Consider the following 15,371-nt stretch of genomic DNA (forward strand, 5'->3'; position numbering starts at 1 on the left):
CCCCCCCCCCCCCCCCCCCCCACGGGTACAGCGTTTTCCCAAATCATTGCGCGTATTACCGAAGCTTCATCGCCTCACCTCCCTCCTGCATGACTCTCCTCGCAGTGTCCATGAAGCCCTTGGTGACTTCCGTCACCGTGTCGCTCATCAACTTGGCCATGTCGGCCGAGCTCTTGACGATCATCATTTCGCTCTGACGCTCCTCCATTCGCATCTGCATATCGAACTGCTTTTCCATCAACTGCTTTTGACGGGTTTCCATCTCGCTCATGAACGAGTCGGGCGCGCGGGGCGGCGCTGTGGAACCGGGGCTTTGCGTGTCTTCCAGCGGTCGATCGTCAGACGGCGCAGGCGTACGCTCGGCGCCCCGTGTCCGGGTCCGGCCGCGCTGGTGAACCGCAGGGGGCGACGAAGATGAGCGGCCTCGCCCATGCAGGCTTTGCGTGCCGGTACGCTGCTGGGCGTCGCGAGGCTGCTGGCTCAACGAGGGCGAGCGTGACGAGTGCAAGCCGTCGACGCCATGCAGGGCACCCGTGCCCCTTATGGAATGGGCCAGTGAATTGGGTTCAGGCATAGGGGAATCTCCACGAGTCGGTATGTGCGGTGGGACTGCCGGCAAGCCGGCATCACCCGGGCGGTCCCGGGCTCACTACTTGAGTGGCATCCCGGTGCGCACCGGTTCCATCGGCCTCAGCGCAGGTTCAGTTCCGGGATTTCGATCACCTCGCCCTTGGCCTCGTCATCCAGCTCGCGCAACACCCGATAAATGTGTGCGACCGCCTGAAGCGTTTCCCGCGGGATATATCCGCCTACGTCTTCCTTGTAGATCGTTCGCGCCAGCCAGATGCATTGAATGACCGGAATACGCGCCGCCTTGGCTCGCTCGATCAGGGCACGGGCATCAGCATCGACGCCTTTGGTAATGAGCTGCGGCAACGGCGTCTCCTCCGGTCGATAGAGCAGCGCGACGGCGAAGTGCGTCGGGTTGACTACCAACACATCGGCCTCTTCCACCGGCTTGGTTTCCTTGTCCTTGCTGGCGGGTTGGTCGACCAGTTGCCGGGCCAGGCTGCGTCGATGCATCTTGACGTGAGGGTCGCCCTCCATTTCCTTGAATTCCTTGCGCACCTCTTCTTCGCTCATACGCAGGCGCTTGGCGAAGAAATATTTCTGCAGCCCAAAATCGACAATCGCCAGCACCAGCAACACGCCCAGACAGATGTGCATGATGTGCCGGAACAGACTGGCGAGCCCGCGCCAATAGCCATGCAGGTCACCGTTGACCAGGCTGATCAACGACCCGAGGGCAGGCATCGTCACCAGGTAAAGCACGCTGGCGATGAACACCGCCTTGACCAGCCCCATGAACAGCTGGATCAGCGCCTGGGCGGAAAACATCTGCTGGGCCTGGTTCAACGGGTTCAAGCGGTTCGGATCGGGGTGAAGAGCCTCGGGCGCGAACAGGAAGCCGAACTGTACCCAACCGGCGATCAGGCGCGTGGCGATTGCCAACCCGACGGTCATCAAGGTGAAACTGAGCAACACGCCACCGGCATGGGCCAGGGTTTCCTCGAAGGCACGAACGAAGTCGCCGTCCAGCCGGTGCAACGGGAACGAAACCATTTCGCCCAGCGCCTGCATGCTGTTATCAGCCTGGGTCAATGCCACTTCGGTGACTGCCGTGAGCACCAACAGGCTGCTCAGGTCCTGGCTCTGGCCGACCTGGCCTTTTTTGCGGGCGTCACGGATTTTTTTCGGTGTCGCGCGCTTGGTCTTCTCGCCGCTGTCTTCACTCATGAACGAGCCCTTCCTTCAAGGCGCCTGCAACAGCAGATGAAGCAGGTGGCGGATTTCCCCGTAGCGGCCGAGACGGCCGGTCATCGCGTCCCATAACGTGGGCAGGTAGAACAGCAGGAAGCCCAGCCCGACCAGGCTTTTCGCCGGCATGGCGAGGACAAAGACCTGCAATTGCGGGCTGTACAGGCTGAGCAAGGCCAAGGCGAACTCCACCAGCAATAGCAAGCCGATAAAGGGCGCCGCATAAAGCATTATGTGCATGAACATTTCGGCGAGCAGCCCGAGGAACACCCCGAAACCATCCGCGCCGGGTAACGGAAACCAGACCGTGGGCGACCAGACCAGGTAGCTGTCCCAGATCACCTGGGTCAGCGTGCCAATGCCCAGGGTGGCGACCAGGAACAGGATCGTCATCTCCTTGAACAGATGGCCCAACGGCGTCGTATCCGTGCCGAGCGCCGGATTCAACTGGCCGCCGATGAGCGCACCGCGTTGGTTATCGAGCAAGGCCCCCACCGACTCGTACAGCCAGAACGGCATGGCCAGCAGAACCCCGAGCAACAGGCCCAACACCACCTCCTTGAACATCAACCCAGCCAGGGTCAACCAACTGACCTGGGCATCGATCAGGGCCTGGCGGATGCCCGGCGCCGGCAACATGCCCAGGGCGAACACCACGGCATGGCGCGGCAGGCCTCGCAGATGCTGGAAGCAGAACACCGGGACCAGGTAAGCCACCGGATAAATACGCGCCATGCCAAGGGCGATCGACAGCAGCATATCGAAATAGGGAAGAACGGCCTGGGTCGTCATCAGGCGCTGGCCATCAGTTCAAACGCCCGGCGCAACAGGCCCAGCAGCTCGGCGCCAATCCAGCGACCAGTGACCAGCAAGGTCAGCCCGACAGCCACCAGCTTGATGCCGAAGGGCAAGGTCTGATCCTGGATCTGCATCAAGGCCTGCACCAGGGAAGTCAGCACGCCGACGATCACCGCGACGATCAAGGGCGGCGCGGACAGCAGGACCACCAGCAACATGCCTTCCTTGAACAACGTCAGCGCGTCCATCGCATGCCCTCAGAGATAGGAGTAGAACAGGCTGTCGAGCAATTGCGTCCAGCCTTGCACGAGGACGAACACCAGCAGCTTGAGCGGCAACGAAATGGTCATCGGCGCGACCATCTGCATACCGAGCGCCAGCAGCAGGTTGGACACGATCAGGTCGATGACAATGAACGGGATGTAAATCAGGAAGCCCATCTGGAAGCCGGCCTCGAGCTCCGACAACATGAAGGCCGGGATCAGCAGCATCAGGTCGTCGCGACTGGCTTGCTCGGCGCGCTCCTTGGGCCACATGCGCTGGGTGTTTTCCAGCAGGTGGGTGAGGATGTCCGGGTTGGTATTGCGCGACATGAAGGCTTGCAGCGGCTTTACCGCGTTCAAGGCAGAGCCCTGCAACGCCTCGCTATTGCTGAAATCCAGTGGCCGCTCTTTCAGTTCCTCGGCGATATCGTGGCCGACCGGCGCCATGATGAACAGCGTCGCCGCCAGCGCAATGGCATACAGCGCCATGTTTGGCGGCACCTGCTGCACGCCGATGGCGTTGCGGGTAATGGTCAATACGATCGCGATCTTCAGGAAGGCGCTGCAAATGATCAGCAACAAGGGAACCAAGGAGATCCCGCCGATGAACAGCGCCAGCAGAAAGGGGTCGACCCCCTGGAAGCTCATCCAGCGACATCCACGCGAGTGATCTGCAGACCGAGCCGGCCATCCACCTCTACCAGTTCGCCGTGGGCCAAGGCCCGTTCGCCATGGAACAACGCCGCCGCGCCCGGCGCCACGCCCTGGACCTGGAGCACCGAGCCGGGTGCCAGGTCGCGCAACTCGCCCAGGGTCAGGCTCAAGTGGCCGCAACGTATCGTCAGCGCCAATGGCAGGTCGTCGAAACGCTCGCGGCTGGCGGTTGGGTCTGTCATCGGCGCCTGCGCGGCATCGGAGTCGACGGGGTAAGGCGCTGGCTGCTCGTCGACTTCAGGCGCCGGAACGTCGGGTTCGTAGCGAGTCGTGTCGTCCCAGTCGGGCATCAGGATGTCGGTGTCGGCGGTGGTGCTCATAGCGGTTTCCTCCAGAGCGAGCAAGGTCAGGCGCAACGGCGCGGCACGGTCGTATACCCGCACCCGCGCACATTGCCGGCCCAGGCGAATGATTCCCTGGCCGGATGGATCGAACAGGGCGGACTCCGGAACCAGCACGTCACCGGGGCGCAGCGCGGCCACCTGCCTGGCGGCCAACGTCAGGTGCCCCAATGGCAGCGGAACATCCAGCGCAAGGTCGTCGCCCCAGGGCACACTCCGTCGCTGCCACGGCGCTGCGCCAAGCAACCCCAGCAGGGTGGTCCCGGCGATTTGCAGATGGCTCGTGGCACGGGCCGCGCCTGTTTGCACCTCGATCCGGCAGGCGATGCCCTCGACGACGTGGCCGGCCAGCGGTCTCAGAAAACCGAATGCCTGCCGCAAGGACTCGCTCAGGGTTTGCTGGAACAGCGCCCAGAACCAGGCATCATCCGCGCAAGGCTCGGCGGGCAGGACCACCGGACACTCACCGAACAAGCTGAGTACCGGGCCGGGCTCGTCGAGGGCCAGGACACCGTGCGCACACTCCAGCACATACGGCGTAGCTCTCGCCGCGCCGCTGGCCGGGGTCAGCTCCACCACGCCCGCTTCGCCTGCCACCTCGAACGCCAGACTGACGCCAGCCCCCAGGCGCTGCCGGGCGGCGGCGTTATTGCTGCACATCGATCGCAGCGCCAATGCAGGTACGCTCATGTCGCCCTCGCCTCCTCTTCGGATGCCACGCGCACCGTCACCGGCTGGCCCAGGCTCTGACCCAATGCCTCTTCCAGGCGCCCGGACCGACTCGATAACCGCGCACGTACTTCTTCGGTTTCGCCACTCAGGCCAATGTCCCAGCCAGACGTCCCGGCCAGACGCTGCGCAGAGACCCTGATCCGACCCAGATGGGGAAGGTGCAGCAGCAGGTCCAGCTGCTGGTCGAGCGTGGCCCGCAGACGTGGCGAAAGCTGATCGACAAAGGCGTCCACTTCGCCACTCTCCAGGCCGACCCACCCTGACAGGGAGCTGGCGCCTGCGCTGTCGTCCTCGCCGTTGCCCCGTGGGGCGTCGACCCACTGGCGAAACCAGTAGCCGTCACTGCGCCCGGCGATCACTTCGGCGTCGCGTTCGGAAGCGGGCGCAGGCTCGCGGGCCGCCGGACGGGTGGCCCGACTCACCTGGGCAGGCGCGTACTCATGCGCACGCGGCGCGTGGCGGGCGGATGCAGCCGGCGGTCCACCGCGTACCGTGCGTTCATTCATCATCGGGGACCTCCACCAGGTACTCCATCATGGCGCCGAGTTTCTCCAGGTCACGCCTGCGCCCTTGCAATCGCTGCTGCGCAGCTTCGGTATGGCGTGCCTGCTGCGCCTGTTCCTCTTCCAGCGCCTGCAGGGCCCGCGCTTGCTCCGCCAGCTCGCCGATCAAGCGCCGCTCCTCGGTGCTCCAGGCATTGAGTTGGCAAACGCTCAGCGCGCGGCCACGGTGCTCGCCGTAGAGGGTCTCGCGCTGCACCGCCTGCTGCTCACAGGCGGCCTGCCAGCGCGCCCGCGCGGCGGCAAATGCGGCCTGGCGCTCACGCAAAAGCTCGCGCTGCTGGCGCCAGGCCCGTTCGGCTTGCGCCTCGCGGTGCCGGCGCACCGGCGCCAGGGCGTCCAGATCAGCCCGGGACATAGGCGGTCAATTGTTGGAGGTGGGCCAAGGTCGACATGAACGGCTCCGGCTCACGCAGGTCCTGGCGCAGGAATGCGTCCAGAGCGCTGCGGGACTCCACCGCCAGGTCGGTCAAAGGGTCGGCGCCGGCCTGATATTCCCCCAGGCGCAGCATCAGTTCGATCTGCTCGTAGGCCGACAGCAACCGCCGCAGATTGATGCCCGCTCGAAGATGCTCGGCCTCGGCGACATTGGCCAGGGTTCGTGAAAGGCTGGCCAATACGTCGATCGCCGGGTAATGACCGCGTTCGGCGAGTTTGCGCGACAGCACGATGTGACCATCAAGCAGCGAACGCACTTCATCCGCCACCGGATCGTTCATCGAATCCTGTTCGATGAGCACCGTATAAAGCGCGGTGATCGCCCCCTCATTGCTCAACCCGGCCCGTTCGACCAGACGCGGCAACAGGCTGTAGACCGAAGGCGGCAAGCCGCCGCGCCCCAACGGTTCGCCAGCGGCGAGGCCGATTTCCCGCTGCGCCCGGGCGAACCGGGTCAGCGAGTCGATGAGCAGCAGGACGCGCTGGCCGCGGGCGCGAAAGCCCTCGGCCAAGGCCGTGGCGGTGAATGCCGCGCGGGCCCGTTCCATGCTGGACCGGTCGGAGGTGGCGCATACCAGGACTGCCCGAGCGCGCAATTCATCGTCCAGTTCATGGTCGAGAAATTCGCGCAACTCGCGCCCGCGCTCACCGATCAAGCCGAAGACAATGACATCGCAGTCAACGTTGCGGGCGATCTCCGCCAACAATGTGGTCTTGCCGCAGCCGGCGCCGGCGAACAACCCGACACGCTGGCCTTCGCCAAGTGTCAGCGGGCCATCGATGGCGCGGACGCCGGTCATCAACGGCAGTTGAATGCGTGGTCGCGCGGTCGGCGCAGGCGCCTCGCCAATCACTTGCGAGGCCTGCAGCACTTGCGCCCCGGCGAATGCGCCCACGCCACCGTCCAACAGCGGCCGACCGAAGCCGTCCAACACTTGCCCAAGCAATTGCGGCCCGACAGTCACCCGATGGGGCATGCCCAGCGGCTCCACGACCGCGCCGACCCGCACGCCCTCCAGGCCACCCAAGGCGCTGAGCAAGGCATCGTGGCGATCGAAGCCGACGATTTCAGCGAGCAACGGCTCACGCGCGTCACGCTCGACCTGGCAGAGGTCACCGATCTGCGCTCCCGGCAGCCGGCATTGCAACAAGATGCCGCTGACCCGCTGGACCTGCCCGCGCACCATGACCGGCGAGAACCGGCGCAGATGCGCCCGTTGTCCGGCCTCCCAGGTTTCCAGTCGTGCAATGGCCGCCTGCGTCATCACCAGGTGACCTCGTAGCGTTGCTCACCTTCGAAGGTAACCTTGCCGGCATCGATCGCGGTCAGGCGTAGCCCATCGATCTGGTCGCCCAAAAACAACCGGCGGCCGTCGGCCGTGACGACATGGCCATGTTTGCCGCCAACGATCTGGGCGATCTGAAACGGCAGTTGACTCAGCCGCTCCCTGACGTTGGTCGTGATCGCGACCGACGTATCGTAGCGAGCATGGAAGCGCTCGAGCAGCCGCTCGACCATCGCCAGGCGTTGACGCGGCAACTCACCCACCAGGGCCAGTCGGCCGTCCTGGACCGCGGTCTGCACATGGGCATCCAGGTCACGCTCCTGAAGCATGCGATCAAGCTCCAGGCGGACCGCCTCGACTGAGCCCAGCGCGACCTTGGCCGGCTTGAGCTGTTGCGCCGCGCCGGGCGCCACGGTCGGTGCCGGTTGGCTGGTGAAGGCCCAGGCGCTGGAGGCAACGGTGATCACCGCGGCGGCGATCCCCAGGCGCTTGGGCCAGGAAGGCCGCGCCGCAGCTCTTTGGGGTTGCCGCTCTACCGCCAGGTGCGCAGCGTCATCCAGGGCCGCTTCTTCAGGCCAGGGCTGGTCCGCCGGGGCCAGGCACAACCAGACGCCAGCGATGGAAAACGGCGCATTGCTTTGCAACGCTCCGGCGGGAATCCAGGGTTGGCCTTGTGCATCACAGACCTGCCCGTCCAGCGAGTCCAGCAGCCATTGGCCCTGAACCTGCCTGAGGGCCACGTGATGTGCGCAGATACCTGGATCGTATAACGCCAGGTCGGCGTCTTCCGCCGCTCCCACTACCCATTGCTCGCCCACCAGCGGCAACGCCGCACCTCGGTGCAGACCACTCAATACACGCAGCTCGAACATGGCCAACTCCTCAAGGCGCGACGGGGGTGCGCCCACAATCCGGTTGAACGACGGGGCACGGGTGGCCCTCATCCACTGTCACAGCCAGGCCATCGAACGCGCCTGGATTTATCTCGTTACCCGTGGCAGCGCGGCCCACGCGCCGAAGGGAAAAAACCGTCATGCGGCGTCCTCGATCCGCAGCTGCTCCTGCTCGAGATCGAAGCGCCCCAGCACGGTGACCTGGGCATTGCTGTGCAACTCGCTGAAGGCAAGCACGGGTACGTGATTGAACTCGTCACGCAGCAAGTCACGCAGTGGCGCGCGCAAATCCTGGGCGACCAGCAGCACCGCCACTCGTTTGGCCCGCAACGGGAAACCTTCGCGCAGCTGCAAGACCAAGGCGCGGGTATGCACGCTTTCCAAGGCAAAAAAGGTTTCCGTCTGGGTCTGGCGTAGCGCGTCGCGCAGCAGCCCTTCGGTTTCCGGCGTCAGCAACCAGACGTGCAAGCCGTCTTCATCGCGGTACTGGTGATAGATTTGCGATTTCAGGGCGATGCGGGCGTAGTCGGTGAGCGCACCGACATCGCGCTCATGCTGTCCATGCTCGATCAACGACTCGGCGATCAATCGCACCGCCCGCAGCGGCACGCCTTCGCCTGCCAAGCGTTGCAGCACGGCGGCGAAACGGGCCAAGGGCATGGTCCGCTGCAGCTCCTGCACCAGCTCTGGCTGTCCGGCTTCGAGCCAGCTGAGAATCGACTTGCTTTCCTGCAGGCCGAGGAACTGCGGGCCGGTGGCAAACATGGCCCGGCTCATGCGCTCCACCAGCAGCTCCCCAGCCGGTACCGCTTCCACGCGCTCGTCCGCCAGCAGCGGGTCGTCGGGGGCCAGCCAAAGCCATTGATGCTCGTCACGCACTTCGCTGCCGACCCGGGCATCCTGCGGTTCGAATGGCAGCGGCCCGCGCGCCACGGCCACGCGGTCACCGAAGGTTGCCCGCAACATCGGCACTTCGTGCACGCAGAACCGGAACTCGTCGTCTTCGAGCAGCGTGCTGTATTCGATTTCGAAGGGCGGCAAGGTCAGGCCAAAACCTGCGACCAGCGCGTTGCGCTTTTTACGGATCGACTGGATGACGTCCTCGGCGGCCGGGTTGCCTTCCATCGCCTTGGAAAATTGCAAGAGATAGGCCCGGGTCGGGTCGAAGCTGCGCAGGTCTTCGGCGCCATTGTGTTCTGGCGTGACGACCGTTTCAGACTGCTCGCCCTGGCGCGCCTGTTTTGCCCGGCCATGCAACTGGATGATGCCCGCCGTGCCGGTGATCAAGGCAATCACGATGAACACCAGCGTCGGCATGCCGGGCAACGCGGCGAAGCCGAGCATCCCCACCGAAGCGATGACCCAGGCCTTGGGCTCGGCGGTCAACTGCTTGGCGATTTCCTTGCCGACGCTGCTGCCGGCTGGCTGTCCTTCCGGCGAGACGCGGGTAATGATCATGCCAGCGGTCAAGGAAATCAGCAGGGCTGGAATTTGCGCGATCAGACCGTCGCCAATGGTCAACACGGCATACAAGTGCATCGAGTCGGAGGCGCTCATATCATGCTGGACCATGCCCACCGAGAAGCCGCCGATGAGGTTGATCACCACAATCACCAGGCCTGCGATGGCATCGCCCTTGACGAATTTCATCGCCCCGTCCATCGCCCCGAACAGTTGGCTTTCCTTGTTCAGTTCCTCGCGGCGGCGGCGGGCTTCGCTGACATCGATGAGGTTAGCGCGCAGGTCGCTATCGATGGACATCTGCTTGCCCGGTAGCGCGTCCAGCGTGAACCGCGCCGCCACTTCGGCGACTCGCTCGGAGCCCTTGGTGATCACCAGGAAGTTGACCACCGTCAGGATCAGGAAGATGACCAGCCCGACCGCCAGGTTGCCGCCCACCACGAAATTGCCGAACGCCTGGACGATATGACCGGCGTCGCCCTGGAGGAGAATCAAGCGCGTGGTCGCCACCGACAGCGCCAGCCGGAACAAAGTGGTCAGCAACAGCACCGCCGGGAACGAGGAAAACGCCAACGGACGCGGCAGGTACAGCGAGAGCACGATCAGCAGGCAGGAGATGCAGATGTTGATGGCGATCAGCGCATCGACCACCGCAGTCGGCAACGGCAGGATCAGCATGAACACGATGCCGAGCACCACGAACGCGCCGGCCACCTCGATACGTTGCACCGCCGCCTGGGCGACTTTGTTCAGCATGGCGATCATGGCCGCGCTCCAATAACCGGTTCGGCGGTCTGTCCACGGGTCTCGCCACGGGAACGCTCATCGAGCAGCACCAGCAGATTCTTCAGCGCGCTCTGGCGGCTTTTGGCATCGCGCCAGAGCGCCAGCGGCAAACGCTTGAGCAAGGGGTACAAGCCGTTCAAGGAGACCAGTTGGTCGCGCTCCTGATCGCCGCCCAATTCACGGCCGATGCGACGCACTTCCGCCGAAGACAGGCCGCTGCTGACAAATCCCAGCATGCGCTGGAGCAACAGCACGGCGGTGAGCTGGCTGGCCGGGCAACTGTAGGCCAGTTGCTCCAACAAACGGCGACAGCTTTGCAGCACGCTGCTCAGTTGCGTCGAGGCAGCGAGGCCGATCAGCAGCGTGCGCAACAGCGCGGTAGGCCGCGAAGGCGCGTGGGCGGCGATGTCATCAGCCAGCGCGCGGCGCATCATGTCGAGCCCCGAAACGAATGCCGCTTCGCCGAACAGGCCAAGCAACGCCTGCATCATGGTGGGCAAGGACTGCTTGAGCACCACGGTGTCGTAATAGAGGCGCCGTACCGCCTGGCGCAGTTCCGGATCGCCACCGGAGGCTCGCAGGGCCTCGGCGATGTTCATGCCGGCCTGGATCTGCGCCCCATAACGCTCGCGCAACAGTTGCAGATAGTCGCGGGCACGCCTGGCTTCGACGAGACGACCCTGCGCCTCGGCGTCCAGTAGCGTCTGCTTCAGGATCAGGTCGGTGCGGGCCGGATCTCCACCCGTCGATTGCACCAGCTCCTCAAGTACCGGCTGGCCACTGAGCAAGACGCCGGCCTGGGCCGCCATGGCCCCCAGGCTCTGCTTGCCGGGATGGCCGAGTTGGTCGTACCACTCTTCCAGTTGTTCACGGGTCTCGACCCGCACCTGGCCCACCTCGCTGCGGGCGTTACGGATGCGGCGTTGGCTCAGCGCCTTGGTATTGCGTTCCACATGATGGCTGAAGGTCATGCCGACCTCTTCCATCGAACTGGACTGCGTGGCCTGCGACGATTCGACAGGCCTGCCAACGCCCGCGACAGCCGAAACGGCCTGGGCGAGGTTGGCGGCAATGTGCGCATTTGTCGGGGCTTCTACTTTCATGATGACCGGGAGCGTGGTTTCGGACGCTCAGTGGGTGGTGGTGATCCACCATTCGGTTCCATCGCCGTCACGGGCTTTTTTGCAGCGAACAACCGACTCGTCCGCAGGCTGTTTTTTGAAGGCCCGGCCGGTGCAAGTTCATGCAGTGGATCTCTGGAAAGCCGTGCACGCCCTTGCACAAATAGAGCCTTTGCACTAATAAAAAATCCTTAAATTTCATCTAGATACTTGTTAGATCCGGCTTGGCACAGGTCCTGCTGAAGGGGAAATGTCGACACACCCGTCGACACCATGGAACCCATCAGAGGGATTTATTGATGAACAGCCTGAACCTCATGCTTCTCCCGCAAACTTCACCGGCACGTCCCAGTGCGCCCGGTGTCAGCTTCGGCGAGGAGCGTAAGCTGCGTCTGTTTGTGCAAAAGCGTGTACTCAATCAAGACGACGCCGACGACATCATCCAACTCACGTATCTGGAAGCCTGGCGCAACCAGGAAAAATTCAAGGGGCTGGCCAAGCCGGACACCTGGCTGTGCGGCATCGCCTTGAACCTGATCCGCAATCACTTCCGGCGCTTCTATGCGCAACCGCCGCTGAGCCCATTCGATGAAAGCGACTTCAACGAATCCAGCGATGACATCGACCTGAGTGAACTGTGCGACAACCGGCGGCTGCTGGACCGCACGCTGCTGGCGATGGACGCCCTGCCCAAGGACATGCGCGAGACCTTGTGGACCGCCGTGGACACCGAGAGCAGCTACCGCGATGCCGCCGAACGGCTGGGCGTGCCCATCGGCACCGTGCGCTCACGCTTGTTTCGGGCCCGTGAACAACTCAAGAAAAGCGTCTATGGAGAAACCCGGCCATGACCAGTAATCGTTTGAATAGCCGAGCCGACCTGCCACGGGGCGTACGTCGCTATACGCCCGATGACCTGCCGGTGATGACGGATATCTTCAACGAAAGCGCTCTGGGGGGAACCAGTTCCCCCGTACTCAGAGCGTTTTCCCTGAAGGAAATGACGTTCTTCGTCGATTGTTTCGTCAAGGAAGGTGACCCGATCTACGTGCTCGAGCGCGGCGGCGAGGTGGTCGCCTGGTTGATCGTCAACCGCTTCTGTTGGGGGGCCCAGGCCTGCCGGTTGACCGGCGAAGTATCGATCTACGTGCGCAACGACCACATCGGCAGCGGCGTCGGCATTCGCCTCGGCCAAGCCGCCGTGGTGTTGGCCAGACGTTATGGTTTCGAAACGCTGGTGGCCTGGATCATCGAGCACAACGAGGCGAGCAAGCGGGGCGTGCAAGGATTGGGAGCAACGCTATGGGGGCGTTTCCCGGGTATCGCCCGATTCGCTGACAAGCGTGCGGATGTGGTGCTCTATGGATTGGACCTGATGCCTATCGACACCACCCCCGTCAGCGCTTCAGTGCCTGCGCAGACAAGGGAGGCCAGCCTGGCTTGAATCAACGGCTCGTCCGGCAAGAGGCCGGGCGAGCCGTTGCCATTTTTTGTACTGGCAACCGTTGATCTCGTGACGAGAATTCACCCACGAGCCCCACGCCTGGCCGCCCGGGTCAGTCCACCGACCAACGCACCGGCAACGCATCCGGCCCCCTGAAATTGGGTACATAGCGCCAGCGTACGGCGCTGGGCTCCACCGCCAGTTGCAGCCCGGGACAACGCCGCAGCAAGGTCGCCAAGGCTATCTCCAGTTCCTGCCTCGCCAGCGACGCCCCCAGGCAGTAATGCGTACCTTTGCCAAAAGACATGTGCGGGCAGGCCGGGCGAGTGATATCCAGTGTGTCCGGATCGGCGCACAGCGCCTCGTCACGATTGGCCGCCCCCACTACCGCCACCAGCAGCTGCCCACGCTGCAAACGCTGTCCGGCCAGTTCCGTGTCCTGGGTGACGAAACGAACCATGGCCCGTTCCACCGCTGAGTCATAACGCAAGAACTCTTCGACCGCATCGGGCATCAATGCCGGCTCATCCCGCAATTGAATCAATGCCTCGGGATGCTGCATGAGCGTGTGCACGGCGTTGCCAATCATCGATGCCGAAGTTTCGTGCCCGGCGATGATCAGCAGCGCGATCATGCTGCACAGCTCACTCCGGCTGAGCATACTGCCCTCTTCCTCGACCTGGGCCAGGGCCGACACCAGGTCGTCGGCCGGTTGGGCCCGGCGCTGCTCGATCAAGGCGAGCATATAGCTGGCAAATTCTTCGTAGCAGCGCTGCAGTTCGCTCAGGTCATGGCCTACCTGCCGGACGATCATGTGGGACCAGCGCCGGAAATCGTCGCGATCCTGAGCAGGGACGCCCAGCAGTTCGGCGATGACGGTAATCGACAGAGGGAAGGCATATTGGCTCACGACGTCCATCTGCCCGCTCGACTGCACTGCGTCCAGCAACGTCTCGGCGATTTGTTCAATGCGCGGTCGCATGGCGTTCACTGCCTTCAAGGTGAAGGCCTTGTTGACCAGGCGACGCAGGCGGCGGTGGCTCTCCCCGTCGCGGTTGAGCATGTGCTCATTGAGAAACGCAATGGATTGCTCGCCGCCAAGCATCGCCGCGAACCGCGGATCGATACGCGATGGATCACGGGCGAAGCGCTCGTTGTCCAGCAGGACCTCTTCGACTTCCCGGGCACCGGTGACGTACCACATCGGCAACTGCCCGTCGGGCTGGCTGAGGAACACCGGAGACGCCTGGCGCAGCGCCGCATAGTGCCGATAAGCCTCGCCGCGAAACGCGTCGCTATTCAAATCAAGGGTCCGCTCGTACGCCATGAACACTCTCCAGAGGAAGGAATCGTTGCCCATGAGTGGCTGGACTGGCGCAAAAAGATCCCTGCCAGAGCAAGCTCGGCACAAGGTCACTATCGTCTGCCACCGGATGAACCGTTTGCCCGGCCCGCGTCACTCAAGGGAAACCCAACCCCGCCTGGAGCTGACATGACGCATGCACTTGCCATCCATGGCCACTGTGACCCTCGCTTCGAGCCGGTCAGAGCGGCTTTTATCCAGCTGATGAAAAGCCCTTTCGAACGCGGCGCCGCCCTGTGCATCCAGATCGACGGCGAAACGGTGATCGATCTGTGGGCCGGGATTGCCGGCCCGGAACCGGACATCAGTTGGCAGCGTGACACCCTGCTCAACCTGTTTTCCTGCACCAAGCCGTTCACCGCCGTGGCGATCATGCAGCTGGTGGGCGAAGGACGCCTGGACCTCGACACGCCGGTCTGCCGCTACTGGCCCGAATTCGCCAACGCCGGCAAAGCGTCCATCACCGTGCGCCAGGTGCTGTGCCATCGCGCCGGGCTACCGGCGTTGCGCACACCCCTGGCGCCGGAAATGCTTTACGACTGGGACATGATGACCGACCTGATCGCCGAGGAGCAGCCCTGGGCCGACGCGGGCAAACAGCAAACCTACTCGCCGCTGCTGTTCGGCTGGATTCTCGGTGAATTGCTGCGTCGGGTGGATGGCATGGCCCCGGCGCAAAGCATCCATCAGCGCGTGGCGCTGCCTCTCGGGCTGGATTTCCATATAGGCCTGGACGATGCAAACATCGCTCGATGCGCCTATATGGCGCGCACCAAGGACGACGTCGATGACGAGGCCTTTGGTCGAGTGCTGCAATTCGTGCTCAACGAGCCGACGGCCATGAGTTCACTGGCCTTCGCCAATCCGCCGATGGTGCTGGGGCGCAGCAACGAAACCGGCTGGAAGCGCATGACCCAGCCGGCGGCCAACGGCCACGGCAACGCCCGCAGCCTGGCGGCGTTCTACGCTGGTCTGCTGGACGGACGGCTGCTGGAATCGCCACTGCTCAACGAAATGCTGCGCGAGCACAGCGCCGAATACGACCCGACGATCCAGACCCCGACCCGTTTCGGCCTGGGCATCATGCTCGACCAGCCGGACGTGGCGAACGGCAGCTACGGCATGGGAACGAGCGCGTTCGGCCACATGGGCGCCGGTGGCACCATCGGTTTTGCCGACCCGGAGCGCGGCGTGGCGTTCGGCTTTGCCTGCAACACCATCGGCTCCTACGTCCTGATGGACCCTCGCGCACGCGGCCTGGCAAATGTTGCGATGGCATGTCTGTAAGATCGGCAATGGATAATCCGTGGGGGGGGGGGGGGGTCCCGCTGGATTGCGCAGCAATCCCATTTG

At 63.9% G+C, this 15,371-nt stretch carries 16 protein-coding genes; 3 read left to right on the forward strand and 13 right to left on the reverse strand.

Going from position 1 to position 15,371, the window contains the following annotated elements:
- Positions 1 to 55: 55 nt before the first annotated feature.
- The 12 genes from ACE04F_RS21045 to ACE04F_RS21100 all read right to left on the reverse strand — a co-directional run bounded on the left by ACE04F_RS21045 (position 56) and on the right by ACE04F_RS21100 (position 11,193).
- The gene (locus ACE04F_RS21045; RefSeq protein ID WP_486109678.1) at positions 56 to 574 is read right to left on the reverse strand and encodes a type III effector; all 519 of its coding nucleotides are present in this window, start codon (positions 572 to 574) and stop codon (positions 56 to 58) included.
- Between the two features lie 116 nt (positions 575 to 690).
- A complete protein-coding gene (gene sctU, locus ACE04F_RS21050; protein WP_486109680.1) occupies positions 691 to 1,797 on the reverse strand; it encodes a type III secretion system export apparatus subunit SctU in 1,107 nt (368 codons plus the stop codon).
- Positions 1,798 to 1,812: 15 nt separating this feature from the next.
- The gene (gene sctT / locus ACE04F_RS21055) at positions 1,813 to 2,610 is read right to left on the reverse strand and encodes a type III secretion system export apparatus subunit SctT (protein ID WP_486109682.1); all 798 of its coding nucleotides are present in this window, start codon (positions 2,608 to 2,610) and stop codon (positions 1,813 to 1,815) included.
- A complete protein-coding gene (sctS, locus tag ACE04F_RS21060; RefSeq protein ID WP_486109684.1) occupies positions 2,610 to 2,864 on the reverse strand; it encodes a type III secretion system export apparatus subunit SctS in 255 nt (84 codons plus the stop codon). Before sctS ends, sctT begins: the two co-directional genes overlap by 1 nt.
- Before the next feature lie 9 nt (positions 2,865 to 2,873).
- Positions 2,874 to 3,527, reverse strand: coding sequence for a type III secretion system export apparatus subunit SctR (sctR, locus tag ACE04F_RS21065; RefSeq protein ID WP_486109685.1), 654 nt, complete (start codon positions 3,525 to 3,527; stop codon positions 2,874 to 2,876).
- Positions 3,524 to 4,624 (reverse strand): type III secretion system cytoplasmic ring protein SctQ, encoded by a 1,101-nt coding sequence (gene sctQ / locus ACE04F_RS21070; RefSeq protein ID WP_486109687.1) that lies wholly within the window; start codon positions 4,622 to 4,624, stop codon positions 3,524 to 3,526. Before sctQ ends, sctR begins: the two co-directional genes overlap by 4 nt.
- Positions 4,621 to 5,175 carry a type III secretion protein gene (locus ACE04F_RS21075; RefSeq protein WP_486109689.1) on the reverse strand — a complete coding sequence of 185 codons (555 nt, stop codon included), beginning with the start codon at positions 5,173 to 5,175 and terminating at the stop codon, positions 4,621 to 4,623. Before ACE04F_RS21075 ends, sctQ begins: the two co-directional genes overlap by 4 nt.
- Positions 5,165 to 5,584 carry a hypothetical protein gene (locus ACE04F_RS21080; protein WP_486109691.1) on the reverse strand — a complete coding sequence of 140 codons (420 nt, stop codon included), beginning with the start codon at positions 5,582 to 5,584 and terminating at the stop codon, positions 5,165 to 5,167. The genes ACE04F_RS21075 and ACE04F_RS21080 overlap by 11 nt, the downstream gene beginning before the upstream one ends.
- Positions 5,571 to 6,929, reverse strand: a complete 1,359-nt coding sequence (locus tag ACE04F_RS21085; RefSeq protein ID WP_486109693.1) for a FliI/YscN family ATPase — start codon at positions 6,927 to 6,929, stop codon at positions 5,571 to 5,573. Before ACE04F_RS21085 ends, ACE04F_RS21080 begins: the two co-directional genes overlap by 14 nt.
- Positions 6,929 to 7,822 (reverse strand): FHA domain-containing protein, encoded by an 894-nt coding sequence (locus tag ACE04F_RS21090; protein WP_486109695.1) that lies wholly within the window; start codon positions 7,820 to 7,822, stop codon positions 6,929 to 6,931. Before ACE04F_RS21090 ends, ACE04F_RS21085 begins: the two co-directional genes overlap by 1 nt.
- A gap of 159 nt (positions 7,823 to 7,981) precedes the next feature.
- Entirely contained in the window at positions 7,982 to 10,069 is a 2,088-nt protein-coding gene (gene sctV, locus ACE04F_RS21095; RefSeq protein ID WP_486109697.1) for a type III secretion system export apparatus subunit SctV, read from the reverse strand.
- On the reverse strand, positions 10,066 to 11,193 hold the full coding sequence (locus ACE04F_RS21100) for a TyeA family type III secretion system gatekeeper subunit (protein ID WP_486109699.1): 1,128 nt from the start codon (positions 11,191 to 11,193) through the stop codon (positions 10,066 to 10,068). The genes sctV and ACE04F_RS21100 overlap by 4 nt, the downstream gene beginning before the upstream one ends.
- 317 nt (positions 11,194 to 11,510) lie before the next feature.
- Between ACE04F_RS21100 and ACE04F_RS21105 the strand changes: the two genes are divergently transcribed.
- Both ACE04F_RS21105 and ACE04F_RS21110 read left to right on the forward strand, forming a co-directional pair.
- Positions 11,511 to 12,062, forward strand: a complete 552-nt coding sequence (locus tag ACE04F_RS21105) for an RNA polymerase sigma factor (RefSeq protein ID WP_486109701.1) — start codon at positions 11,511 to 11,513, stop codon at positions 12,060 to 12,062.
- On the forward strand, positions 12,059 to 12,655 hold the full coding sequence (locus ACE04F_RS21110) for a GNAT family N-acetyltransferase (RefSeq protein WP_305498081.1): 597 nt from the start codon (positions 12,059 to 12,061) through the stop codon (positions 12,653 to 12,655). Before ACE04F_RS21105 ends, ACE04F_RS21110 begins: the two co-directional genes overlap by 4 nt.
- Positions 12,656 to 12,767: 112 nt before the next feature.
- On the opposite strand, the gene ACE04F_RS21115 is transcribed toward ACE04F_RS21110, so the two are convergent.
- Positions 12,768 to 13,982 carry a cytochrome P450 family protein gene (locus ACE04F_RS21115; protein ID WP_486109704.1) on the reverse strand — a complete coding sequence of 405 codons (1,215 nt, stop codon included), beginning with the start codon at positions 13,980 to 13,982 and terminating at the stop codon, positions 12,768 to 12,770.
- A gap of 165 nt (positions 13,983 to 14,147) precedes the next feature.
- On the opposite strand from ACE04F_RS21115, the gene ACE04F_RS21120 reads away from it, so the two are divergent.
- Entirely contained in the window at positions 14,148 to 15,305 is a 1,158-nt protein-coding gene (locus ACE04F_RS21120) for a serine hydrolase domain-containing protein (RefSeq protein ID WP_486109706.1), read from the forward strand.
- Positions 15,306 to 15,371: the final 66 nt, after the last annotated feature.

Source organism: Pseudomonas sp. AGC41 (genome assembly GCF_057334555.1).

Coding starts and splice junctions, on each gene's coding strand:
- ACE04F_RS21045 (WP_486109678.1), bottom strand. CDS start 574: ATGCCTGAACCCAATTCACTGGCCCATTCCATAAGGGGCACGGGTGCC.
- sctU (WP_486109680.1), bottom strand. CDS start 1,797: ATGAGTGAAGACAGCGGCGAGAAGACCAAGCGCGCGACACCGAAAAAA.
- sctT (WP_486109682.1), bottom strand. CDS start 2,610: ATGACGACCCAGGCCGTTCTTCCCTATTTCGATATGCTGCTGTCGATC.
- sctS (WP_486109684.1), bottom strand. CDS start 2,864: ATGGACGCGCTGACGTTGTTCAAGGAAGGCATGTTGCTGGTGGTCCTG.
- sctR (WP_486109685.1), bottom strand. CDS start 3,527: ATGAGCTTCCAGGGGGTCGACCCCTTTCTGCTGGCGCTGTTCATCGGC.
- sctQ (WP_486109687.1), bottom strand. CDS start 4,624: ATGAGCGTACCTGCATTGGCGCTGCGATCGATGTGCAGCAATAACGCC.
- ACE04F_RS21075 (WP_486109689.1), bottom strand. CDS start 5,175: ATGATGAATGAACGCACGGTACGCGGTGGACCGCCGGCTGCATCCGCC.
- ACE04F_RS21080 (WP_486109691.1), bottom strand. CDS start 5,584: ATGTCCCGGGCTGATCTGGACGCCCTGGCGCCGGTGCGCCGGCACCGC.
- ACE04F_RS21085 (WP_486109693.1), bottom strand. CDS start 6,929: ATGACGCAGGCGGCCATTGCACGACTGGAAACCTGGGAGGCCGGACAA.
- ACE04F_RS21090 (WP_486109695.1), bottom strand. CDS start 7,822: ATGTTCGAGCTGCGTGTATTGAGTGGTCTGCACCGAGGTGCGGCGTTG.
- sctV (WP_486109697.1), bottom strand. CDS start 10,069: ATGATCGCCATGCTGAACAAAGTCGCCCAGGCGGCGGTGCAACGTATC.
- ACE04F_RS21100 (WP_486109699.1), bottom strand. CDS start 11,193: ATGAAAGTAGAAGCCCCGACAAATGCGCACATTGCCGCCAACCTCGCC.
- ACE04F_RS21105 (WP_486109701.1), top strand. CDS start 11,511: ATGAACAGCCTGAACCTCATGCTTCTCCCGCAAACTTCACCGGCACGT.
- ACE04F_RS21110 (WP_305498081.1), top strand. CDS start 12,059: ATGACCAGTAATCGTTTGAATAGCCGAGCCGACCTGCCACGGGGCGTA.
- ACE04F_RS21115 (WP_486109704.1), bottom strand. CDS start 13,982: ATGGCGTACGAGCGGACCCTTGATTTGAATAGCGACGCGTTTCGCGGC.
- ACE04F_RS21120 (WP_486109706.1), top strand. CDS start 14,148: ATGACGCATGCACTTGCCATCCATGGCCACTGTGACCCTCGCTTCGAG.